Origin of the sequence: Corallococcus caeni (assembly GCF_036245865.1) — a bacterium.
In the GTDB taxonomy this organism is placed as follows: domain Bacteria; phylum Myxococcota; class Myxococcia; order Myxococcales; family Myxococcaceae; genus Corallococcus; species Corallococcus caeni.
In genome coordinates this window covers 20,880-43,576 of the sequence record NZ_BTTW01000017.1, presented here as the reverse complement: position 1 = coordinate 43,576, position 22,697 = coordinate 20,880, and the positions used below count along the sequence as shown (strand labels likewise).

19 protein-coding genes are annotated in these 22,697 nt (G+C 69.8%); 11 read left to right on the top strand and 8 right to left on the bottom strand.

All coding sequences use genetic code 11. The features are described from left to right. Positions 1-350 precede the first annotated feature (350 nt). The 3 genes from AABA78_RS38595 (at position 351) to AABA78_RS38585 (ending at position 5,862) form a co-directional block, all read left to right on the top strand. On the top strand, positions 351-3,140 hold the full coding sequence (locus tag AABA78_RS38595) for a protein kinase domain-containing protein (RefSeq protein WP_338270540.1): 2,790 nt from the start codon (positions 351-353) through the stop codon (positions 3,138-3,140). Between the two features lie 116 nt (positions 3,141-3,256). Continuing rightward, a complete protein-coding gene (locus tag AABA78_RS38590; RefSeq protein WP_338270538.1) occupies positions 3,257-4,627 on the top strand; it encodes a KamA family radical SAM protein in 1,371 nt (456 codons plus the stop codon). Then, positions 4,627-5,862, top strand: a complete 1,236-nt coding sequence (locus tag AABA78_RS38585) for a KamA family radical SAM protein (RefSeq protein WP_338270537.1) — start codon at positions 4,627-4,629, stop codon at positions 5,860-5,862. Before AABA78_RS38590 ends, AABA78_RS38585 begins: the two co-directional genes overlap by 1 nt. A gap of 34 nt (positions 5,863-5,896) precedes the next feature. Here the strand turns inward: AABA78_RS38585 and AABA78_RS38580 are convergent, their stop codons facing one another. From AABA78_RS38580 to AABA78_RS38570, 3 genes are all read right to left on the bottom strand, one after another. Further along, positions 5,897-6,490 carry a hypothetical protein gene (locus AABA78_RS38580; protein WP_338270535.1) on the bottom strand — a complete coding sequence of 198 codons (594 nt, stop codon included), beginning with the start codon at positions 6,488-6,490 and terminating at the stop codon, positions 5,897-5,899. Positions 6,491-6,553: 63 nt separating this feature from the next. Further along, a complete protein-coding gene (locus AABA78_RS38575; protein WP_338270534.1) occupies positions 6,554-6,889 on the bottom strand; it encodes a hypothetical protein in 336 nt (111 codons plus the stop codon). A 38-nt stretch (positions 6,890-6,927) separates the two neighbouring features. Further along, positions 6,928-7,476, bottom strand: coding sequence for a hypothetical protein (locus AABA78_RS38570; RefSeq protein WP_338270533.1), 549 nt, complete (start codon positions 7,474-7,476; stop codon positions 6,928-6,930). 114 nt (positions 7,477-7,590) lie between these two features. Here AABA78_RS38570 and AABA78_RS38565 point away from each other — a divergent pair, with 114 nt between their 5' ends. The 6 genes from AABA78_RS38565 (at position 7,591) to secF (ending at position 14,508) form a co-directional block, all read left to right on the top strand. Then, on the top strand, positions 7,591-8,697 hold the full coding sequence (locus AABA78_RS38565; protein ID WP_338270532.1) for a SpoIID/LytB domain-containing protein: 1,107 nt from the start codon (positions 7,591-7,593) through the stop codon (positions 8,695-8,697). Positions 8,698-8,749: 52 nt separating this feature from the next. Beyond that, on the top strand, positions 8,750-9,838 hold the full coding sequence (gene queA / locus AABA78_RS38560; RefSeq protein ID WP_338270531.1) for a tRNA preQ1(34) S-adenosylmethionine ribosyltransferase-isomerase QueA: 1,089 nt from the start codon (positions 8,750-8,752) through the stop codon (positions 9,836-9,838). A gap of 5 nt (positions 9,839-9,843) precedes the next feature. Then, a complete protein-coding gene (gene tgt / locus AABA78_RS38555) occupies positions 9,844-11,040 on the top strand; it encodes a tRNA guanosine(34) transglycosylase Tgt (RefSeq protein ID WP_338270530.1) in 1,197 nt (398 codons plus the stop codon). Positions 11,041-11,191: 151 nt separating this feature from the next. Further along, a complete protein-coding gene (gene yajC / locus AABA78_RS38550) occupies positions 11,192-11,542 on the top strand; it encodes a preprotein translocase subunit YajC (RefSeq protein WP_171417828.1) in 351 nt (116 codons plus the stop codon). Further along, positions 11,542-13,314 carry a protein translocase subunit SecD gene (gene secD / locus AABA78_RS38545; RefSeq protein ID WP_338270529.1) on the top strand — a complete coding sequence of 591 codons (1,773 nt, stop codon included), beginning with the start codon at positions 11,542-11,544 and terminating at the stop codon, positions 13,312-13,314. The genes yajC and secD overlap by 1 nt, the downstream gene beginning before the upstream one ends. A 30-nt stretch (positions 13,315-13,344) precedes the next feature. Then, on the top strand, positions 13,345-14,508 hold the full coding sequence (gene secF, locus AABA78_RS38540; RefSeq protein ID WP_338270528.1) for a protein translocase subunit SecF: 1,164 nt from the start codon (positions 13,345-13,347) through the stop codon (positions 14,506-14,508). Between the two features lie 75 nt (positions 14,509-14,583). On the opposite strand, the gene AABA78_RS38535 is transcribed toward secF, so the two are convergent. Then, a complete protein-coding gene (locus AABA78_RS38535) occupies positions 14,584-15,168 on the bottom strand; it encodes an outer membrane beta-barrel protein (protein ID WP_171417821.1) in 585 nt (194 codons plus the stop codon). Between the two features lie 170 nt (positions 15,169-15,338). Between AABA78_RS38535 and recJ the strand changes: the two genes are divergently transcribed. Next, on the top strand, positions 15,339-17,054 hold the full coding sequence (gene recJ, locus AABA78_RS38530; RefSeq protein ID WP_338270527.1) for a single-stranded-DNA-specific exonuclease RecJ: 1,716 nt from the start codon (positions 15,339-15,341) through the stop codon (positions 17,052-17,054). Between the two features lie 22 nt (positions 17,055-17,076). Here recJ and AABA78_RS38525 read toward each other — a convergent pair whose 3' ends face one another. The 4 genes from AABA78_RS38525 to AABA78_RS38510 form a co-directional block, all read right to left on the bottom strand. After that, positions 17,077-17,316 carry a YHS domain-containing protein gene (locus AABA78_RS38525; protein ID WP_338270526.1) on the bottom strand — a complete coding sequence of 80 codons (240 nt, stop codon included), beginning with the start codon at positions 17,314-17,316 and terminating at the stop codon, positions 17,077-17,079. 198 nt (positions 17,317-17,514) lie between these two features. Further along, entirely contained in the window at positions 17,515-18,291 is a 777-nt protein-coding gene (locus tag AABA78_RS38520) for a hypothetical protein (RefSeq protein WP_171421208.1), read from the bottom strand. Positions 18,292-18,302: 11 nt separating this feature from the next. Further along, entirely contained in the window at positions 18,303-19,598 is a 1,296-nt protein-coding gene (locus AABA78_RS38515) for a hypothetical protein (RefSeq protein ID WP_338270525.1), read from the bottom strand. A 24-nt stretch (positions 19,599-19,622) separates the two neighbouring features. Next, positions 19,623-20,666, bottom strand: a complete 1,044-nt coding sequence (locus tag AABA78_RS38510; protein WP_338270524.1) for a hypothetical protein — start codon at positions 20,664-20,666, stop codon at positions 19,623-19,625. A 190-nt stretch (positions 20,667-20,856) separates the two neighbouring features. Between AABA78_RS38510 and aspS the strand changes: the two genes are divergently transcribed. Further along, positions 20,857-22,674 carry an aspartate--tRNA ligase gene (gene aspS, locus AABA78_RS38505; RefSeq protein ID WP_338270523.1) on the top strand — a complete coding sequence of 606 codons (1,818 nt, stop codon included), beginning with the start codon at positions 20,857-20,859 and terminating at the stop codon, positions 22,672-22,674. Positions 22,675-22,697 lie beyond the last annotated feature (23 nt).

Sequence of the window (22,697 nt, the reverse complement as noted above, 5' to 3'; positions counted from 1 at the left end):
CTCCAGAGCCGATGGTACTCCGCGGGAAACCGCGTGGGAGAGTAGGTCGCTGCCGGATTCTTTTTGAAAGCCCCTGGTGCCGCAAGGCGCCAGGGGCTTTGTCTTTGCGGGCTTCGCTTCTCCCCGCTACCCCTCTGGCTCGAGCGCTGATCCGCGCTCGCTGGGACGACGTGGGGAGGCGGGTGGGTCAGCTCCGGGGCAAGGAGACGCCAAGTTCTCGGATTCCTTGGGGAATCGCGTCATCTTGGATGTTTGACCGGCGTTCCCACTGGATCTAGAGTCTCTTTTCCCCCCGGTCTGCGCACCGCCTGCCGCGGTCCGTACTCGCCGGCGCCGGGCAGCCCCGCGAGATGAAGAAGCCGACCTTCTTTGGGAAGTACCTGCTCCTCGAGCGCATCAACGTCGGCGGCATGGCCGAGGTCTTCATCGCGAAGGCCTTTGGCGTCGAAGGCTTCGAGCGCATCCTCGCCATCAAGAAGATCCTTCCGACGATGGCGGAGGATGACGAGTTCATCACGATGTTCATCGACGAGGCGCGGATCAGCGTTCAGCTGAACCACGCCAACATCGTGCACATCCACGAGCTCGGGAAGCACGAGGACACGTACTTCATCGCCATGGAGTACGTGGCGGGCCGTGACGTCCGCACGCTCCTGGAGCGCTACCGTCGCCGCAAGGAGATCATGCCCACCGCACAGGCGGTGTTCATCGTCTCCAAGATGTGTGAGGGCCTGGATTACGCCCACCGCAAGAAGGACGCGCGCGGCCAGGACCTCCACATCATCCACCGCGACGTGTCTCCGCAGAACATCCTCGTCTCGTACGAAGGCGAGGTGAAGATCATCGACTTTGGCATCGCCAAGGCCGCCAACCGTTCGCAGAAGACGCAGGCCGGCATCCTCAAGGGGAAGTTCGGCTACATGAGCCCGGAGCAGGTCCGGGGCATGCCCATCGACCGGCGCAGCGACATCTTCGCGGTTGGCGTGCTGCTCTACGAGATGCTCACGGGCGAGAAGCTCTTCGTGGGCGAGTCCGACTTCTCCACGCTGGAGAAGGTGCGCAACGCGGACATCCCGCTGCCGCGCGAGTTCAATCCGAACATCTCCGCGGGCCTGGAGAAGGTCGTCCTCAAGGCGCTCGCGCGCGAGCCCGAGGACCGCTACCAGTGGGCGTCGGACCTGCAGGAAGACCTGATGCGCTTCCTCCTCGCGGGGGACGCCATCTACTCGTCGAAGCACCTGTCCGGCTTCATGAAGGAGGCCTTCGCCGAGGACATGCTCCGTGAGGCGGAGAAGATGGAGCGCTATGCCTCCGTCGAGCGCCCGGACCAGATCGAGCACTCGGGCGTGACGGTTCCGCCCCCGGTCGCCGCGCCCCGCGCGCCCGCGCAGAAGAAGTCTCCCGCGCCGGCGGCTTCTGGGTCTCCCGTGGGCCGCGCCTCCACGGCGCCCGCCCAGCCCGCGCCTGGCTACATTCCGCCGCCCACCGACGAGGAACTGGCGGAGATGGATGGCGCCGCGGACAAGACGCAGATCGTGGACTCCACGCACACGTTCCGCGCCCCGGAGACGCGGATCGCCGACAGCAGCGTCGTCGTGGATGACAGCATCACCGGCCGTTCGGAGAACCCCATCGACCGGGCCGGGCACCACACCAGCGCTTCTCCCTTCGCCCAGGACGAAGGTCGGAGCGGCAAGGGCAAGAGCGGTCCCAAGTCCCAGGTCATCATCGGGGACGAGGGTGGGGAGGCCTACGCGGGCGCGACCATGATTGGTCCTGCGCCGACGGCGCCGCCTTCTCGCTCCCGTGGTGGCTCGGCCGCCCCGGTTCTGGATCCCGAGGAAGAGGAGACCACTGGCAACATCACCCTCCCGGTGGGCGCGCGCCACAATGGCCTGCGCCCCCAGGCTGCCGAGGCGGAGGACCCGGAAGGCGCCTACGACGAGCAAGGGGACGAGTTCGATCGCGACGACCAGGAGGACTACGGAGACGAGGGGCAGGATGGCGAGGAGCCGCCCTACGACGACGAGGCCGACGGTCCCGCGACCATCCCCCAGAAGGCTTCCAAGATGGCGAAGCCGGCCCCGGCCGCCAAGGTCGAGGCCAAGGCCAAGTCCAAGGCACCCGCCGGACCGAAGAAGCCGCTGCCCAAGCCCGCCATCATCGGCGTGGCCGCGGGCGCGGCCCTGCTCCTCATCGTCGGAGTCATCTTCGCGGTGCGTGGCGCGTCCACGGGCTCCGTGAACTTCGTCGCGCCCGTGGGCGCCACCGTCCTCGTGGACGGGGAGGCCGTGAACGCCAACCAGGTCATCGAGCTCTCCGCGGGCCTTCACAACGTGACCGCGTCCGCTCCGGGCTATCAGGCGGTGACGCAGCAGATCGAGGTCACCGCAGGCCAGGCGGCGGCCCCCATCCTCCTCAGCCTGAAGGCGGATGCGCCGCCCCCCAAGCCGCCGGAGCCCAAGCCCTCGGAGCCCACGGCCCCGCCTCCGACGACGCCTCCGGTGGTCGAGAACACGCCGCCTCCCACGACGCCGGAGACGCCTCCGGAGAAGCCCGCCGAGCCGCCCGCGCCGAAGACGTTCACCGCACTGTTCGAAGGACAGGAGGGCGCGGAGATCACCGTCGACGGCAAGTCCCTGGGCAAGCTGCCCGGGGCGAAGCTCGGCGACCTGGAGATGGGCAAGAAGTACACGTTCACGGCGAAGCGCGCGGGCTACAAGCCGTTCTCCGGCGACTTCACGTCCAAGGGTGACGCCGAGGTGCGTGTCCCCGTGGACATGGTGGCGGAGTCTCCGCCTCCCGAGCCGAAGGCCACGCCCACCCCCACGCCTCCGAAGCCGAAGCCGCCGGTCGTCGCGGAGCCGAGCCCGAAGCCCCAGCCGAAGCCGCCTCCGCCGAAGCCCGCCGCTGCCGCGATGGGCAAGTTCGCCTGCAGCACGTCGCCGGCGGGCGCCCAGATCTGGGTGGATGGGAAGAACACGGGCCGCGTGAGCCCCGTGACGCTGGGCAATCCGCTCGCGCTGCCGGTGGGCAAGCGCAAGGTCGTCTTCAAGCTCAACGGCAAGTCGACCAAGCCCCAGGTGGTGGTGATTGAGGCGGAGGGCATCGCCAAGCTCATCAATGTCCCGGTGAACTGAACGGACGCACTGCGCCATGGGGCATCTTGTGCCTCTGGCGATTGTTGAGCAGGGATGCCAGGGGGCAGGCTATGACGCCTCGCCCACGACGCTCCTTACGTTGAGGTGATGTGTTCATGAGCACGACGTCCACTCGAGGCAAGCCCGACGCTGGCCCCGCGCAGCAGCCGTTCACCTATCCCCTTCGCAAGGAGTTCGTGGAGCCCGACTGGCGGCGCATCCCGGGCTTCAAGGACGTCACCGCGGCGGAGTGGGAGAGTTCGGTGTGGCAGCGCAAGCACACCGTGAAGAACCTGCGCGAGCTGAAGGCGACGCTCGGGGAGCTGCTGCCGGACGACCTGGCCGCGAGCATGGAGCTGGACCAGAAGGAGCGGGCGACGATGTCCATCCTCGTCCCGCCCCAGATGCTCAACACCATGAACCTGGAGGACCTGTGGAGCGACCCGGTCCGCAGGTACATGCTGCCGGCGCTCGCCGACCGCCGCACGGACTGGCCCAACCACCCGCGCGCCAGCCGTGACAGCCTCCACGAGGCGGACATGTGGGTCGTCGAGGGCCTGACGCACCGCTATCCGACGAAGGTGCTGGCGGAGATGCTGCCCACGTGCCCGCAGTACTGCGGCCACTGCACGCGCATGGACCTGGTGGGCAACGACGTCCCGCAGGTCTCCAAGCACAAGTTCGCGACGGGGCAGAAGGAGCGCTACGAGCAGATGCTGGACTACCTGCGCCGCACGCCCACCGTGCGCGACGTGGTGGTGTCCGGCGGCGACATCGCGAACCTGCCCATCCAGGCGCTGGAGCCGTTCGTCAGCGCGCTGATGGACATCCCGAACATCCGCGACATCCGCCTGGCGTCCAAGGGGCTCATGGCGCTGCCGCAGCACTTCCTCCAGGACAGCGTGCTGGCGGGGCTGGACCGGCTGGCGAAGAAGGCCGTGGAGCGCGGCGTGGACCTGGCGCTGCACACGCACGTGAACCACGCGCAGCAGCTCACGCCGCTCGTGGGCAAGGCGGTGCGCAAGCTGCTCGACATGGGCTTCCGCGACGTGCGCAACCAGGGCGTGCTCTTGCGCGGGGTGAACGACAGCCCCAAGGCGCTCCTGGACCTGTGCTTCACGCTGCTCGACCACGCGAAGATCCTGCCGTACTACTTCTACATGTGCGACATGATCCCCAACAGCGAGCACTGGCGGCTGTCGGTGGCGCAGGCGCAGAAGCTCCAGCACGACATCATGGGCTACATGCCGGGCTTCGCCACGCCGCGCATCGTCTGTGACGTGCCGTTCGTGGGGAAGCGGTGGATCCACCAGGTGGCGGAGTACGACCGCGAGCGCGGCATCTCCTACTGGACCAAGAACTACCGCACGAGCGTGGAGGCGAACGACCCCGGCGCGCTCGAGCGGAAGTACGAGTACTTCGACCCCATCGACACGCTGCCGGAGTCCGGCCAGGCGTGGTGGCGGGATCAGCCCAAGGCGGCGTGATGGACTCCTCCGCGGTCGGGACGGCGCTCAAGCCGTCCCTCCGTCCTTCGCTCAGTGCCGAGGGACGGGCCCGGTTGTTCCCGTCCGCGACCGACGCGGAGTGGACGGACTGGCGCTGGCAGCAGCGTCACTCGGTGCGCAATCTGGAGCAGTTGGAGCGTTACGTGCGCCTGACCCCGGAGGAGCGCGCCGGGGTGCAGGAGACGTCCTCGCTGTTTCGGATTGGCATCAGCCCGTACTACCTGTCGCTCATCGACCCGGAGCACGCGTCGTGCCCGGTGCGCATGCAGTCCATTCCGGTGCGCGCGGAGGCCCGGGTGCGGCCCGGGGAGCTGGAGGATCCGCTCGGCGAGGACAAGACGCGCCCGGAGGAGTGCATCGTCCACAAGTATCCGGACCGGGTGCTGTTCCTTGCCCTGGATACGTGCTCGGTCTACTGCCGCCACTGCACGCGGCGGCGCATCACCAAGGGTGGCGAGGCGGAGCTCACCAAGGACCAGATGCGCCGGGGCATCGACTACGTGCGCAACCACCCGGAGGTGCGCGACGTGCTCATCTCCGGCGGCGATCCGTTCCTGCTGGGCGAGGAGCGGCTGGAGTCGCTGCTCGCGCCGCTGAGCGAGATTCCCCACGTGGAGATGATCCGCATCGGGACGCGCGTGCCGGTGGTGCTGCCCATGCGCGTCACGGATTCGCTGGCGCGCCTGCTGCGCCGGTACGCGCCCGTCTACGTCATCACCCATTTCAACCACCCGAAGGAAGTGACGCCCGAAGCCCGTGAGGCGTGCGAGCGGCTGGTGGACCATGGCGTGCCGGTGGAGAACCAGGCGGTGCTGATGCGGCAGCTCAACTCGGATGCGCGCATCATCAAGGAGCTGTCGCACGTGCTCCTGCGCAGCCGCGTGCGGCCGTACTACCTGCACCAGATGGACGTGGCGGAGGGATGCGAGCACCTGCGCACGCCCATCGCCAAGGGACTGGAGATCCTCCAGCAGCTTCGCGGTCACACCAGCGGGCTCGCGGTGCCGCACCTCGCGGTGGACCTGCCGGGTGGAGGAGGGAAGGTCACCCTCCAGCCCGACTACGTCATCGAGCGGGGCGAGCGGGAGACCCTGTTCCGCAACTACAAGGGCCAGACGTACGCCTACCCGGAGCCGGAGGAGACCGACTGCTCCTGCCCGTACGACGAGGTGTGGCAGGCGCGGTCGCGGGAGCTGGCCTCCCAGGGCCGCTGACGGCCCCGTCGGTGGTCCGGTGCCGCGGCGGGGCTTACCTGCCGCGGCGTGAGGACTTGGACGACTTCCGGGTGAAGGACTTCTTCACCGTGCCGGCGCTGGAGCCAATGTCCACGACCGGCGCACCCGCCGACGCACTGCTGTCCAGGCTGCCGTCGACGTCCACGGAGGGCTCCGCGCCCTCCTCGGACTCCAGCTCCACGGGGTCCGCGTCGCTGAAGCCCTGCTGGATGTGGACCTCGCCGTCGCCCTTGCGCTTCTTGGCCTCGGCTTCCTTTTCGGCCTTGGCCTTGTCGTCGAGTCGCTTGGCCTCGTTGGCGGCGCGCTGGTTGTCCTCGGGCGTCATCCGGGCCGTGAAGGTGGCGAACTCCTTCGCGGAGACGCCGTGCTTCTCCATGACCTTGGCGGCTTCCTTCTGCTGGTCGCGGATGGCCTGGCCGCGCTCCGCGTTGCTCATCTCCGACGGCTTCCGGTTGCCGTGGTCGGCGTTCACCTTCGCCTGGGCCGCGGCCTCATCGCGCTGGATGGCCGCCACCTTCTCCGGCGTCAGGCCGTCGTCCTCCGCGAGGGCAGGGGCCGCCAGCACGAGCGACGAGGCAGCGAGCATCAACGAGAGACGGGTCATCATGGGGAGGCTCCTCAATCCGGCCCATCATAGGCACGGAGTCAGAGGCGACGCATGGGCGGTTCTTCAGGGCGCCTGACACCGCGTGCAGCCGTCACCCGCGCCCGCGCACTGCTCGCGCGCCCTGGCGCAGCGCGGCGGCAGGTCGTCCCGGTCGGCTTGCCGCTCCACGAGGCCGCAGAGCTCCTCCGCCGTGGCGCACGTCTTCGCGGACACGTCGCACTGCTGCGCGCACGTCAGGTCGTCTCCCTGCTCGCGGGCCCGGAGTTCGTCGAGGCGGGCCTCGATGCCGTCGAGGGCCGCGTCGTCGTCCCCGGCCACCCGGGTGTCCACGTGCTTCGTGCAGCCCGTCAGCGCGATTCCCGCGATGAGGAGGGCCAGCCATGACCGGGTCGCTCGCATGGGCCTACCCATATGCGTCCGCTCCGGGCCGCGTCCAGTCAGCGGCGCTCGGGGGAGCGCATGCGGCGCTCGGGGCGGGGTTCGGGCTCAGGGGGCCGGGACCAGTAGAGCCAGGCGGTCAGGGCCAGGAGCGCGGCCACGGCCAGCTTGCGCAGCCATTCCTCCCGCGCCCTTCCGGGTGAGTTCGCGTCGGCCTCGGCGGCCCGGGCCAGCCCGGCCTCCACTTCAGGTCCCAGTTCGTGCATCCGCCGGCACAGCCAGGCCACGGGGGCGAGCGCCACCGGCACGGGCGCGGTGTCCTTCTCCACGGCCATGGCCAGCATCCGCTCCCAGGCGGTGGCTTCCTCCTGGCTCCCGGGGGACCTCGCGGGCAGTTCCAGCTGCCGGGACAGGGCCTCCGCGGAGCGGAGCAGGAGCACCGAGAAGGCGCCGCTTGAAATCCCGTACCAGGCCGCGCACTCCGCCAGGGGCCGGCGCTCCACGAGCCGCCGGACCAGCACGGCGGCCGTGCGGGGCTCCAGCTCACGCAGGGCCGCGACGAGGGCCTCGGGGGAGAGGCGGGCGGCATCAGGGACGAAGGCGGTCACGGGGCTCCATTCTGCGGCATCCGCCCGGGGTTTTCGCGGGCTCCCGCCGTGGGGGTGCCCCGGGCTCCGGCCGATTTCTTGAGGCGGATCGCCCCGCCCCTAGACTGTTGGACCATGTTGCAACGTGTGGCACTGCTGCTGCTCCTGCTCGCGTCGTCGCGGGCGTTCGCCGTGGAGACGATGCGCATTGCCATGGACGACCCCGGCGACGAGGTCCGCGTGAGCGGCCGGGGCCTGGGCTTCGGCCCCGATGCCGAGGACGGCACCTTCGTCGCCATCAACGGCGGGCAGGCCACCGTGCGCCGCCGCAACGGCAAGCTGGAGGTCAACGGGGCGCCTGTCATCGGGGACGCCATCCGCTTCCGGGGCGGCATGGAGGCCACCGACGCGGGCGGCCCCGGCAACGAACCCCTCAAGGCGGGCAGCGCGCAGGTGCGTGGCGACGTCGTCGTGCGCCTCTTCAAGAGCAGCCTCCAGCTCATCAACGTCATCCCCCTGGAGGACTACCTCGCGGCGGTGCTCGGCAGCGAGATGCCCGTGTCCTTCCCCCTGGAGGCCCTCAAGGCCCAGGCCGTGGCCGCGCGGACGTACGCGCTGCAGAAGAAGCTCGATTCCTACGGCGCCGCCTTCCACATGGGCAGCAGCGTGCTCCACCAGGTGTACGGCGGCGTCAACCGCGAGGACGCCAAGACGCGCGCCGCCGTGGAGGCCACCCGGGGCGAGGTGCTCACGTACGACCTGGCCCCCATCGAGGCGTACTTCCATGCCTCCTGCGGCGGACACACCGAGTCCGGCCAGGACGCCCTCCAGCGGAACCTGCCGTACCTGCAGCCCGTCGACTGCCCCTGCGGGAAGCTGCCCGCCAGCCGCTGGTCCGCGACCCTCCCCGAAGCGGAGCTCCGCAAGGCGCTGAAGTCCCCGCCGGACGGCATGCGCGTCAGCGGCCGCACGCCCACGCACCGGGTGACCCGCGTGACGCTGGCGGATGGCACCGTGGTGGACGGCGTGCAGTTCCGCCGCAAGCTGGGCTACACGCGCCTCAAGAGCCTGGACTTCGACGTGGAAGCCTCCGGCAAGAACTACGTGTTCACCGGGCGTGGCTTCGGCCACGGGGCGGGGCTGTGCCAGTGGGGCGCCAAGGCCTTCGCCGACCAGGGCAAGACGTACCGGGAGATCCTCTCCCACTACTACCCGGGCGCCGAGTTCCAGCAGCTCTACTGACCTCCCACGCCGGTTCCGTGAGGGCGCGGGGGCTGCTACAAGCGCCAACCCCGTGTCGTCCCTCCTCTCCGACTACGATTTCGAGCTCCCCGAGGCGCAGATCGCCCAGGCCCCGCTACCCCACCGGGACGCGTCGCGCCTGATGGTCGTCAGCCGCGCCACCGGCGCCTGGAGCCACCAGCACTTCACCGACCTCGTGGACCTGCTGCGCGAGGGAGACCTGCTCGTCCTCAACGACGCGCGCGTCATCCCCGCGCGCCTCCTGGGCCAGAAGAGCGGCACCGGCGGCCGCGTGGAGCTGCTGGTCGTCCGGCCCGCCGCCGCGGCCACGCTCACCTCCGCCGCGCTCGGCGGCGCGCCCGAGTCCCTGGAGTGGGTCTGCCTGGGGCAGGCGTCCAAGGGCCTCAAGCCCGGCCAGTCCGTCACCTTCGCCGGGGGCCTGTCCGCCGAAATCCTGGAGGCCCTGGGGGGAGGGGAGTACCGGGTGCGCTTCCACGCGGCCCCGGGCACGTCGCTCGCCAGCCTCCTGGACGCGGCGGGCCGCCTGCCCCTGCCTCCGTACATCACCCGCGAGCCCGAGGCCGCGGACGCCGAGCGCTACCAGACCGTGTACGCCCGCGCATCCGGCGCCGTGGCCGCGCCCACCGCCGGCCTGCACTTCACGCCGGAGGTCTTCGCGAAGCTCGCGGCCAGGGGCGTCCAGCGCGCGGAGGTGACGCTCGACGTGGGGCCCGGCACCTTCCTCCCCGTGCGTGAAGAGGTGCTGGACAAGCACCACATGCACCCGGAGCGCTTCACCGTGCCGGAGGCCACCGCCGCCGCCGTGAACGCCGCGAAGGCCGAAGGGCGCCGCGTGGTCGCCGTGGGCACCACCGTGGTGCGCACGCTGGAGTCCGCCACCGACCCCGAGACGGGCCGGCTGCGCAGCGGCCCCGGCGAGACGGCGATGTTCATCCGGCCCGGCTATGTCTTCCGCCAGGTGGACGTGCTCCTCACGAACTTCCACCTGCCGCGCTCCACGCTGGTGATGCTGGTGAGCGCGCTGCTGGGCCGCGAGCGCACGCTGGCCGCGTACCAGGAGGCCGTGCGCGCGGGCTACCGGTTCTTCAGTTACGGCGATGCCATGTTGGTGAAGGAGTGAGTGCCGTGGTCGACGAGCAGGGCAGGGAAAAGGGCGAGAAGGGCGATACCCGCGTGCCCCCGGGGCTGGTGCGCTTCGAGCTGTTGCACGAGGACACCAGCGGGACGAAGGCGCGCCGCGGCCGGCTGCACACGCCGCATGGCCCCATCGAGACGCCCATCTTCATGCCCGTGGGCACCGTGGGCAGCGTCAAGGGCGTGGGCCCGGACGACCTGAAGACCCTGGACGCGCAGATCATCCTGGGCAACACCTACCACCTGATGCTCCGCCCGGGAGAGCCGCTCGTCGGGGAGATGGGCGGCCTGCACCGCTTCATCTCCTGGGACCGGCCCATGCTCACCGACAGCGGCGGCTTCCAGGTGTTCAGCCTGTCGGAGAAGCGCAAGATCACCGAGGAGGGCGCCGCGTTCCAGTCGCACCTGGACGGGTCGCGGCACTCGCTGTCGCCGGAGCGCTCCATCGAAATCCAGGAGACGCTGGGCGCGGACGTCATCATGGCGTTCGACGAGTGCCCCCCGTCCACCGAGGACCGGGCCTACCTGGAGAAGTCCCTGGCGCGCACCACGCGCTGGCTGCACCGGTGCGTGAAGGCGTGGAGCCGCGAGCGCTCGTCGCTCTTCGGCATCGTGCAGGGCGGCCTCCACGAGGACCTGCGCAAGCGCCACGCGGAGGAGATCTGCGCGGTGGACCTGCCCGGCTACGCGCTGGGCGGCTACTCCGTGGGCGAGGCCCCGGAGGCGATGCACGCGGGCGTGGCGTACTCGGCGCCGCTCCTGCCCCGGGACAAGCCGCGCTACCTCATGGGCGTGGGCACGCCGCTGGACCTGGTGACGTGCGTGGAGCAGGGCGTGGACATGTTCGACTGCGTGCTGCCCACGCGGTGCGCACGCAACGGCCTGCTCTTCACCTCGGAGGGCAAGCTGGTCATCCGCAACGCGGCCTACGCCAGGGACCCCCGTCCGGTGGACCCGGCGTGCTCCTGCTACACCTGCCGCACGTTCAGCCGGTCCTACCTGCGCCACCTCTTCGCCGCGGGCGAAATCCTAGCGATGCGGCTCAACACCCTGCACAACCTCCACTACTTCCTGGACCTGATGTCCCAGGTGCGCCGCGCCATCGCCGAGGACCGCTTCGCCGCGTTCGCCCGGGACTTCCGGGCCAAGGCCGTGGCGCAGGAGGCCGAACGCAAAGGCGGCCGGTGAGCGGGCAACGGGATTGCCGCGCTTCCGGCGTTCACTTGCTCACATGGGGCGCCCTTGCTAAGAGGCCACCCTTTCGGATGTTTTGACCCCACCCGTACGCCGGGTCGGGGCCGCTATCCCGAGTCCTCCCTCCCAAACGACGAGGCAGTACGTGGCTGACAGTTTCCTGATTCTCGCGCAGGCCGGGGCCGGTTCCCCCCTGGGGACCTTCGGCTTCCTCGCCGTGCTGGTGGCCATCATGTACTTCGTGATGATCCGCCCCCAGCAGAAGCAGCTCAAGGAGCACCGCAACCTGCTCGCGGGGCTGAAGAAGGGGGATGACGTCGTGACGTCCGGCGGCATCCTCGGTCGCATCCACCAGGTGGACGACTCCACCGTGACGCTGGAGGTCGCCAGCGGGGTGCGCGTGCGCGTGCTCAAGTCGGCTGTCAGTGCGAAGGGATCCGTTCCGGTGGCGGGCGCCCCGGCGGCGCTCCCCGCTGAGAAGAAGGAGGAGAAGTAATGGACCGCGGCTGGTGGTGGAAGTTCGGACTGATTGTCGCGGTGACGCTGGGGACCATCTGGTTCCTCGTCCCGACGTACTACTCGCTGGTGGTGTTGGACCGCGCCGAGCGCAACAACATCGCCGTGCTGGAGCAGCGGCTGCCCAGGTGGGCGCCCCCCGCGAAGTACCGCCTCAACCTGGGGCTGGACCTGCAGGGCGGCATCCACATGGTGATGCGGGTGGACACCAAGACGGCCCTGCAGAAGCGCACCGAGCGCCGCGGGCAGCAGATCGCCACCTACGTCAACGACAAGAAGCTGGGCGAGGTGACGGCGGACACGGATCCGGAGCGGCTGCAGCTGACGCTGACCGCGAAGGACCCGGCGACCATGGACGCCATCCAGAAGGAGGTGCTCGCCACCTTCACGGACTTCTCCCTGGAGTCGCGCAACGGCGCCACGCTGGTGCTCAAGCCGGACGAGGGCCAGGTGAACCGCTTCCGTGACGAGGCCGTGGACCAGGCCATGCTCGTCATCCGCCGCCGCATCGACAAGTGGGGCGTGGCGGAAGTGGACGTGCGCAAGCTGGGCACGGACTCCATCCAGATCTCGCTGCCCGGCCGCAGCAACCCGGAGCAGGCCAAGGAACTGGTGGGCACCACCGCGCAGCTGGAGTTCCGGATGGTGGACGACACCAACCCCCAGGTGTTCGCGCAGATGTTCCAGCAGAACCCGCCCCCGCCGGAGAGCAAGATCACCCTGGTGGAGGACGAGGGCTTCCCGCAGCTGTCCTCGCCCAACCGCGAGGCGCTGCTGGCGTACGCGAAGGACAAGACGCCGGAAGGCCGCGACGTCGTCACCGAGTGCGTGGCGAACCCGGTGAAGAAGAACGACTGCATCGCGTACCGCAGCTACCTGCTGGACAAGAACGTGCCGCTCACGGGCGAGAGCCTGTCCGGCGCGGACGCGTCCGTCAGCCAGATGAACGAGCCGGAGGTGAACATCGCGTTCGACCCGGCCGGCGCGCGTGAGTTCGAGAAGCTCACCGAGGCCGCCGTGGGCCGCCGGATGGCCATCGTGCTGGACGACAACGTGCACACCGCCCCGCGCATCAACGAGAAGATTGGCGGCGGCCGCGCGCGCATCACCATGGGCCGCGCCGGTGCGCGCAGCTTCGAGGAGTGGCTGGGCGAGGCGCAGACGCTGGCGCTGGTGCTCAAGGCCGGCGCGCTGCCCGCGCCGGTGACGGTGGGCGAAATCCGTCAGGTGGGCGCGACGCTGGGCGACGAGCTCATCAAGAAGGGCAGCCTGGCCGCGCTGGTGGGCCTGGCGCTCGTCGTCGTCTTCATGGCCATCTACTACCGCAAGTCCGGCCTCATCGCGGACGTGGCGCTCATCCTCAACGGCCTGCTCATCCTGGCGGGTCTGGCGTTCTTCAACGCCACGCTGACCCTGCCGGGCATCGCGGGCTTCGTGCTGACGCTGGGCATCGCGGTGGACGCGAACGTGCTCATCAACGAGCGCATCCGCGAGGAGCTGTCCCACGGCAAGTCCGCGCGCGCCGCGGTGGACCAGGGCTACGACCGCGCCTTCTGGACCATCTTCGACGCGCACGTGACGACGCTCATCGCGGGCTTCATCCTGTTCTTCACGGGAACGGGTCCGGTCCGCGGCTTCGCCACCACGCTCATCGTGGGCCTCCTGGCGTCGCTGTTCACGTCCATCGTCGTGACGCGCGTCATCACGACCTACTTCGTCCACGGCCGCAACGCGCAGTCGGTGTCCGTCTAACCGGCCTCCAGCGCCCTCGGGAAATCCGCCATGCAGATTCTCAAGCACAAGACGAACATCGACTTCATTGGAAAGCGCAAGCCGGCGCTCTTCATCTCCACGCTCATCAACCTGGCCATCATCGTCGGCATCGCGGCGGTGGGGTTCAACTTCGGCGTGGACTTCGCCGGCGGCACGGTGGTGGAGCTGAAGTACAACACGCCCACCACCGCGGAGCAGGTCCGCGAGAAGGCCCAGGCGGGCGGTCTGCACGACGTCAGCGTCCAGGGCGTGGGCGCGGCCGAGGAGAACTCCTTCCTCCTGCGCATGGGCGGCGTCACGCAGCTCACGGAGGAGAACGCCGAGCGCGCGAAGACGGCCATCCAGGGCCTGGGCGAGACGCGCAACGTCTACGCCGACATGGCGAACGGCATCGTGAACTTCCGCTCCACGCAGCCCATGTCCGCGGAGGCGGTGAAGAAGGCCGTCGAGGGCGCGGGCATCGGCGTGCAGGAGGTGCGTGACCTGGGCGCGAACCAGGGCGGCACCGGCTACGACTACCAGGTCGTCGCGAGCGGCATGGCGGACAAGGTGTTCGCCGCGCTGGGCGCGGGCCTGGAAAAGCCCAACTTCGAGCAGCGCCGCGTGGACTACGTGGGCCCGCAGGTGGGCAAGCAGCTGCGCAACCGCGGCATCATGGCGCTGCTGTACTCCATGGTCGCCATCCTCATCTACGTGGCGTTCCGCTTCGACTTCAAGTTCGGCCCCGGCGCGCTGCTCGCCATGGTGCACGACGTCATCATGGTGGCGGGCTACTACCTGGTGAGCCGGCGCGAGTTCAACCTCACGTCCATCGCCGCGTTGCTCACCATCGTGGGCTACTCCGTCAACGACACCATCGTCATCTACGACCGCATCCGCGAGGACATGGTGAAGTACAAGGGCAAGCCGCTGCCGGAGATCATCAACATCGCCGTCAACGACACGCTGGGCCGCACCATCCTCACCTCCGGCGTGACGGCGCTGTCGCTCATCGGTCTGCTCATCTTCGGCGTGGGCGAGATCTTCGACTTCGCCATGGCGATGCTGGTGGGCATCCTCGTGGGCACGTACTCGTCCGTGTACATCGCCAGCCCGCTGGTCATCTGGCTGGACGAGCGCGCGCACGCCCGCGAGGCGCACCACGGCTCCAAGCAGGAGCCGAAGGCGGCCTGAGCCGTCTCCGAGCTTCGGTGCCTTGAAGCAACGAGGGCCATCCTCCCATCCCGGGAGCGAGGGCCCTTCGCTTTTTCAGAAGCGCGCGCCCAGCGTGAGCGACGCGTCCATCAGGCCGCCGCCGTTGTCGTCCGTCGAGGTGACGTTCGCGAAGTCCTGGTCGATGAGGAGCCGGTACGTGCCGCGCACGCCCGCCGTGAGGCCGCCGGTGTTGAACTCCAGGCCCACCGCGAGCGGCACCTCCTCCATCAAGTCGCTGTCGTAGAGCCCCGCGCCCGCGCCGCGCACGTCCACGTAGGACAGGCCCAGGCCCACGCCCGCGAAGGGGCGCACCGCGGTGAGGAAGGGCGGCGACACCTTCACCAGCGCGCTGCCGCCGTTGCGCACCAGCGAGGGCGCGTCGAAGAGGCGCGTGTCGGAGACCTTGTTCTGCGAGCCCTCGTAGCCGACCTCGAAGCCGAGGAAGGTGGTGGGCTGGAGGTTGAGCGTGAGGCCCCACAGCGGGCCGGTGCTCGACAGGTCGCCCAGGTCGCCCGTGTAGTCGCCTATGCCGCCGCGCAGAAAGACGTTCACGTCCCCCTGCTTCTTCTGCGCGAGCGCGGGCCCCGCGCCCAGCACGACGGCCAGCAGGGCACCGCCCTGGAGAAACCTGCGAAGCATGCGGACCTCCCTGTCCACGGGTGTGCACTCAAGCTGGGCACCGCGCACCCGCCGTGCAGGTTGACGGCAGGAAGGCAGGCGAGCGCCCGCCTGAACACGCGTGCAGGAGGGAGGTGTGAGTAGTCGGGTTGGACTGCCTTGGTCGGACGTCTGAGGTACTGTCCTTCACCATGCGGTGGTTGCTTCCAGATGTCGTCGAGCAGGAGGTCGGTTCGCTTGCGGGTGAGCTGTCGCTGCACCCGTTGGCGGCGAGGGTGTTGCTGCACCGGGGCTACCGCACGCCGGAGGCGGCGTCGGCCTTCCTGTCGGACCGGCTGGCGGACCTGCCGGACCCGTTCCGGATGAAGGGCATGGGCCCCGCGGTGGAGCGCGTGCTGCGCGCGGTGCGGCTCAAGGAGAAGGTGACGCTCTACGGGGACTACGACGTGGACGGCGTGTCCTCCACGTCGCTCATGTACCTGTTCCTCAAGGAGCTGGGCGCTGCCCCCGCCACGTACATCCCGCACCGGCTGGACGAGGGCTACGGCCTCAACCTGGGCGCGGTGGAGCGCATCGCGCAGGACGGCACTCGCCTGCTGGTGACGCTGGACTGCGGCATCACCTCCGTGGCGGAGATTGCCCGCGCGAAGGAGATGGGCCTGGACGTGGTGGTGGTGGACCACCACACGGTGCCGCCCACGCTGCCGCCCGCCACGGCGGTGCTCAACCCGCACCAGCCCGGCTGCGAGTACCCCACCAAGGTGCTGTGCGCGGCGGGCGTGGCCTTCAACCTGTGCATGGGCCTGCGCAAGCGGCTGCGCGACGACGGCTTCTTCGCCACGCGCAAGGAGCCCAACCTCAAGGCGCTGATGGACTTGGTGGCGCTGGCCACCGTGGCGGACGTGGTGCCGCTCACCGGCGCCAACCGCATCCTCGTGGCGCACGGCCTCCAGGAGCTGTCCCAGGGCCGGCGCCCCGGCATCCGCGCGCTGAAGGAGGTGGCCGGCATGGAGCCGGACGCGTCCGTCACCGCGGGGCAGGTGGGCTTCCGCCTGGGGCCCCGCATCAACGCCGCGGGCCGCCTGCACGACGCGTCGCTGGGCCTCCAGCTGTTGTGCGCGGACTCCGTGGAGACGGCGCGCTCGCTGGCGCAGGTATTGGACCGCGCGAACGCGGAGCGACAGGGCATCGAGAGCAGCATCCTCACGCAGGCGCTGGCGCAGGCGGAGGAGCACAAGGACTCGCGCGGGCTGGTGCTCTACGACGAGGGCTGGCACCCGGGCGTCATCGGCATCGTCGCGTCGCGCGTGGTGGAGCGCTACCACCGGCCCACGGTGATGGTGGGCGTGAAGGACGGGGTGGGGAAGGGCTCGGCGCGCAGCATCGAGGCGTTCCACCTGTACGACGCGCTCACGGGCTGCTCGGACCTGCTCATGCGCTACGGCGGGCACAAGCACGCCGCCGGCCTCACCGTGGACGCGAAGCAGCTGCCCGCCTTCCGCGAGGCGTTCGCGAAGATTGCCCTCCAGCGCCTGACGCCCGAGGACCTGATTCCGCGCTGCCGCGTGGACGCGGTGGTGAACCCCCGCGACCTGGACGCCACGGCGGTGGAGTCGCTGCAGAAGCTGGGGCCCTTCGGCCAGGGCAACCCGGAGCCCGTGCTGGTGCTGCGCGGCCAGCAGGCCCGGCCGCGCGTGCTGCCCGCGAAGTCCGGCGCCAGCGGCGCGGGGCACCTCAAGCTCGCGCTCGTGGACGCGCCGGAGCTGGACGCCATCGGCTTCGGCATGGCGGACCGCGTGGGGCTGGTGGAGGGGCCGGTGGACCTGGCCTTCCAGGCCGGCTTCGACACCTTCCGCGGCCAGCGCAAGCTGTCCCTGCGCCTCAAGGACGTGCGTCAGGCCGCCTGACGCCGTCCGCGGTACCCCTTCGCTACGCGAGCCCCCAGCGCACCCGGCCCGGCGACATCAGCGCGCCGGCCCGCGCCAGCTCGTTGAGGCGGAAGCGCTCCGCCTGACGCTCGAAGGCGGTGCGGCAGCCCTCCGAACAGAAGAAGTACCGGCGCTTCTTGTACTCCGACGAGGGATGGCCCTCCGGGGCCTCCAGGTGCCGGCCGCACACCGGATCCCAGTGCCGCGTGTTGCCCTGTTCCTGGTCCTGACCACCGTTCATCTTCCACCTCCAGCCCGACGCCCCTGACTCCCCCACCCGGGGCGAATGTAAGCAGGGGCCGTGCCAGTGGTCCATCTCCTTGGAAGGCCAAGCAGTGCGGCCCTGGAGGGAGGGCGGAAGGGGGAAAAAGTTCAGCCCCCGCCACCGCTTCCCGGGAGGGAAGGGCGCGGGGGCCGAAGGGACTTCCAGGGGGGCGCGCTAGAAGCCGACGCCGGCGCTGCCGCCGATGAAGATGTCGTTGGCGTAGCCGCGCCGCAGGCCCATGGCTTCCAGGCGGAAGGTGAGGTGCAGCGTGCGCGACAGGGCGGGCCGGCCGCGGATGCCCAGGCCGTACTGGACCACGGGCTTGAGGCCGTTCACCTTGGTCTCGTCGTCGCCCACGGTGATGCCGGTGTTCTGGTAGGCGAGTCCACCACCGGCCTGGAGGAACAGACCGAAGGGCGAGTCGCCGAAGCGGAACAGCCAGGCGGGCGCGAGCGTGAAGTAGTGAAGCCGCGTGTCCCCCTTGATGAATTCCGTGCCGTCACTGAGGCTGCCGTAGAGCCAGCGCAGGTCCGCGAAGAGGGCCTCGCGCAGGGTCTCGTTCTCCGTGAAGAAGTTGCGGCCGAACTCCCAGGTGGCGCGCACGCCCAGGCCGGGCTTGTTGTCGGAGAAGTCGCCTCGGGCGCTGTCCACCAGCAGCACGCCGCCGACGAGCTCCACCGCGACGCCCAGGGTGGGGTCGTCCAGGCGGGCCATGGCCTGGAAGCCGTCGTCGTTCTCGCGCTCGGCGGCCTCGCGGAACTCGTCCGTCTCATCCACCAGCTTGCGGCGGCGGTCGTACGCGTCGTCGTCTTCCTTCTGGGCCTTCTCCTGGGCGCGTTCGGCCTCCTGCTCCGGGTACGCGTAGGGGTCGTCGTCGTCCGCGCTCTGGGCGAAGGCGGCGGGGGAGATGAGCAGGCTGCCGGCGAGGCAGGCCTTGAGCCAGGTGTTCAAGGGAGCGGGCCTCACTGGAAGATGTTCGGGCAGGTGGTGCCGCCCGCGGCGCTGGCCGGGCAGAGGTTGTCGCCGATGAGGTCCGCGCGCGGAATCTGCAGGTGGTCCATGAACTCGTTGCAGACGGCCTTGCGCAGCTCCAGGTCGGTGATGTGCGAGATGATGGCCCGGGCGGGGACGGCCAGCGTGAACAGGGTCTGATCCCCCAGCACCTGCTGGGTGTACTGGTAGATGCCCGGGGTGGCGGGGTTCGTGTCGTAGTACGCGGAGACGATGTCGCGCTGCAGCTGGGCCTCCTGCCCGGTGGAGCGGCCCGCCTGGTAGAGCGCGGTGGCCAGCAGCGTGCCCACCTGGTACTCGGCGCCGTCGGCGGAGAAGCTGTTCAGGTCCTGCTGCTGGACGCGGGCGTACAGGATGGCGCTCATGCAGCGGTTGCCGTTGGACAGGTCCCGCGCGTCGGTGACGCCGGCGTAGGGGCCGCCGTCGAAGGAGGTCGCCATGAAGCGGGGATCGCACCCGCTGGGGCTGCGGCAGGTGGCGCCGTAGGCGTGGTAGTCCGCCAGGCCTTCGTCATAGGCCTTGAGCACGTTGGCGCCCTGGCTGGGCGAGTCCGAGCCCCAGGTGGCCAGCGCCAGGGGCAGCGACTGGCCGGCGTACGACAGCCGGTTGAACACGAGGTGCGAGTACTCGTGCGCCATCACCGCCGCGTTGAGGGGCAGCGGGGCGCGCTGAATCTTGTCGAACGGCAGCACCAGGAACGACTGGAGCACCGGGTAGAAGATGGCGTTGTCCTGCGCCGGCTCCTTGCTCAGCTGCGTCTGGACGAACTCCGGGAAGTAGTAGAGCGTCGGCGCGGGCTCGAAGGACGCGACCTTCACGTTGGCGACGGTGCGGAAGTACTCGTTGGCGCGCTCGAGGTTGTAATACGAGGTCACCATGTTCCAGGAGTGGAAGTCCGCGGGCCAGAGGACGTCCTCGCCCGTCTTCTCATCCTTCTGGGTGATGTAGCTGGCCTTCACGTCGTGGCCGGGCTTCTTGAGCAGCACCTCCGCGATGGTGTCCTCCGTGGCGTTCTGGAGCCCGGGGTCGTTCACGTCGATGACGATGCGGGCGCCACCCTGGAGGTCGCCGACGGTGCCCTTCAGGCCGACGACGTCCTCGATGGTGGTGAGTTCGACCTGCGTGGGGACGTACTGGCCATTGCTGGAGCGGGACAGGACGGAGACCTTCACGGGGGCCTCGCTGTCCGGCGCGCAGCCCGTGGCCAGGGTCAGCCCGACGGCGGCGGTGATGACTGTTCGGAGCATGACGCCCGTTTTACTCCGGACCGCTCAGAACGTGTATTCCCCTCCGAGTGTGAGGAGGCCGGAGGCCTCCGCCGGGGTGTCCTGGGGCACGTCCCGCTGGAGGGCCACGGAGGCCCACAGCCGCACCGCGTCGCCCAGGCGCACCGTCCACCGGGTGGCCAGCACGTGGGCCACGCCCTGGCCGGCCACGTACCGGGTGAAGGCGTAGGACACCTGCCCCCTCACGGCCGGGGTGAGGCGCCAGGAGAGGGACGGCTTCACGTCCCAGCGGACCGGGGCGGAGGGAAAGCCGGTGCCGGCGTTGACCTCTCCCAGGCGCCGCGTCACGGCCGCGCCCAGGTCGCGCAGCTGGCGCAGGCGCAGGCCCGCCAGGGCCTTCCGGGCGGCGGCCCGGTCCTCGAGCCGGTCCGCCAGCGCGTCGGCTTCCGCGTCGGTGAACTGGCCCGCGGTGAGCGGATCCTCGCTGTAGAAGGCGTAGCCCCCGCGCAGCCCCAGCTCCCAGCGGCCGTCCCAGAGCAGCCGCGCGCCCAGCGTGGGCCGGGCCGACCAGAGGATGTCCTCCTGGGCATAGCGCTCCGTGGGGGCGCCCTCCGCGACGGTGAAGAGCTGGCGGCGCAGCGGGTAGCGGCTGACGCCCACGCCCGCGTCCAGGCCGTACTCCCAGGTGTCGAAGCCCGCCGAGTCCCAGGCCGCCCCCAGCTGCATCGCCTGGCTGCCGTAGCCCGTGCGGGCGGTGAGGCCGGGGAGGTTGAGGCGGGGGCGCTCCGGGGTGAGCTCCGTGTCGGAGCCCTTGGACAGGCCCAGGCTGACGGCGCCGGACAGCAGCCAGTGCCTGCCCGCGAGGTGGTCCAGGCCCACGGAGAGCTGGTGGGTGGCCGCGGTGCCGGACTCCGGCCGCGCGCCGGTGTAGCCCAGCGTGACGAAGGTCGCCTCGCCCACGCCCACGTCGCCCAGCAGGCTCCAGAGGGCATAGCCGTGGCCGCCGCTCGCCTCGAGCGTGATGGAGCTGTCCGCGGCCTCCGCCGCCCAGGTGGGGCTTGCCCCCAGCAACGCCAGCAGCACCAGCATGCAGGCTCCAACCCGGGAACCTTTTCGGGGTTGCGGGGACGTGCGCGCCTGCCTGCTCAAGCGCCCGTCTTTCGAGTGAGGAGCGGGTGAAAACACGGGGGCGGAGGAGCCATGGATTCCTTGACGCGTCGTTTCCACGATCCGGTATGGTGCCCGGCCTTCCTTCCCGAACCAAACGCAGGCGGTCTCCATGGCGGTCCCGTTCATTTCAGAGGTCAAGCGTACCCACACCTGCGGTCAGCTCACGGCCGCGAACGTTGGCGAAGAGGTGGTCCTCTTCGGCTGGGTGCACAACCGCCGCGACCATGGCGGCGCGGTGTTCATCGACCTGCGGGACCGCGAAGGGCTCACCCAGGTGGTGTTCGAGCCGGACAGCAAGGAGGCCCACGAGACGGCCGGCCACCTGCGCCTGGAGTACTGCATCGGCATCAAGGGCAAGGTGCTGTCGCGCGGCAAGAACGTGAACCCGAAGATGAAGACGGGGGAGATCGAGGTGAAGGCCTCGGACCTGACCATCTTCAACCGCTCGGAGCCCACGCCGTTCCTCATCGAGGACAACGTGGACACCTCCGAGGAGAAGCGTCTGGCGCACCGCTACCTGGACCTGCGCCGCGGGCCGCTCCAGAAGACGCTGATGACGCGCTCGAAGATGAACACGCTCGCGCGCTCGTACATGGCGGGCAACGGCTTCCTGGAGCTGGAGACGCCCTTCATGGGCAAGTACACGCCGGGCGGCGCGCGCAACTTCCTGGTCCCCAGCCGCCTGAACCCGGGCAAGTTCTACGCGCTGGCGGAGAGCCCGCAGCTCTACAAGCAGCTGTTCATGGTCGCGGGCTTCGACCGGTACTTCCAGATCGTGAAGTGCTTCCGCGACGAGGACCTGCGCCTGGACCGGCAGCCGGAGTTCACGCAGATCGACGTGGAGATGAGCTTCGTCACCCAGGACGACATCTTCACCATCATCGAAGGCCTGCTGAAGAAGCTGTGGGGCGAGGTGCTGGGCATCGACATCCCGACGCCCTTCATGCGCATGGACTTCTACGAGTCCATGGCCAAGTACGGCAACGACAAGCCGGACCTGCGCTTCGGGCTGGAGCACGTGGTGCTCACCGACGTCATCCGCGAGCACGGCGCCGCGGGCGGCGTGCCCATGATGTGGGACGCGGTGCAGGAGAAGGGCATCGTCAAGGCGATGGTCGTCCCGGCGGAGAAGGCGCTGTCCCGCGCGGAGAGCGACAAGCTGGAGGACTTCGCGAAGCAGGCGGGCGCGAAGGGCCTGGCGCGCGCGAAGGTGGGCGAGGGCGGTGAGTGGACCCAGTCCCCGCTGTCCAAGACGATTACACCGGCGCTTCGGCAGGCCATCAACCAGGCCGTGAACGCGAAGACGGGCGACCTCATCCTGTTCCAGTTCGGCCGCGAGTCGCTGGTGCACACGGTGATGGCGAACCTGCGCGTGCACGTGGCGAAGAAGCTGGGGCTCATCCCGGAGTACGGCAGCGGCGGCCAGTGGAAGTTCCTCTGGGTGGTGAACCCGCCCCTCTTCGAGTTCGACGAGGAGACGAACACCTGGGCCGCGGCGCACCACGCCTTCACCCGTCCGCACGACGAGGACGTGCAGTACCTGGGGACCGACCCGGGCCGCGTGAAGTGCCACCGCTACGACGTGGTGCTCAACGGCTTCGAGATTGGCGGCGGCTCCATCCGCCTGCATGACCCGAAGGTGCAGAGCGAGGTGTTCAAGGCGCTGGGCATCCAGGAGGAGGAGGCGCGCGTGAAGTTCGGCTTCCTGCTGGACGCGCTCAAGTTCGGCGCGCCCCCGCACGGCGGCATCGCGCTGGGCATGGACCGCCTGGTGATGCTGCTGACCGGCGCGGAGTCCCTGCGCGACGTGATTCCGTTCCCCAAGACGAAGACGGGCACGGACACGATGACGGGCGCCCCCGGCGACGTGGACGAGAAGCAGCTGCGCGACCTGCACGTGCGCACGGTGCCGCTGCCGCAGAAGTAGCCGCACCCCTGGCAGGGGCGTGC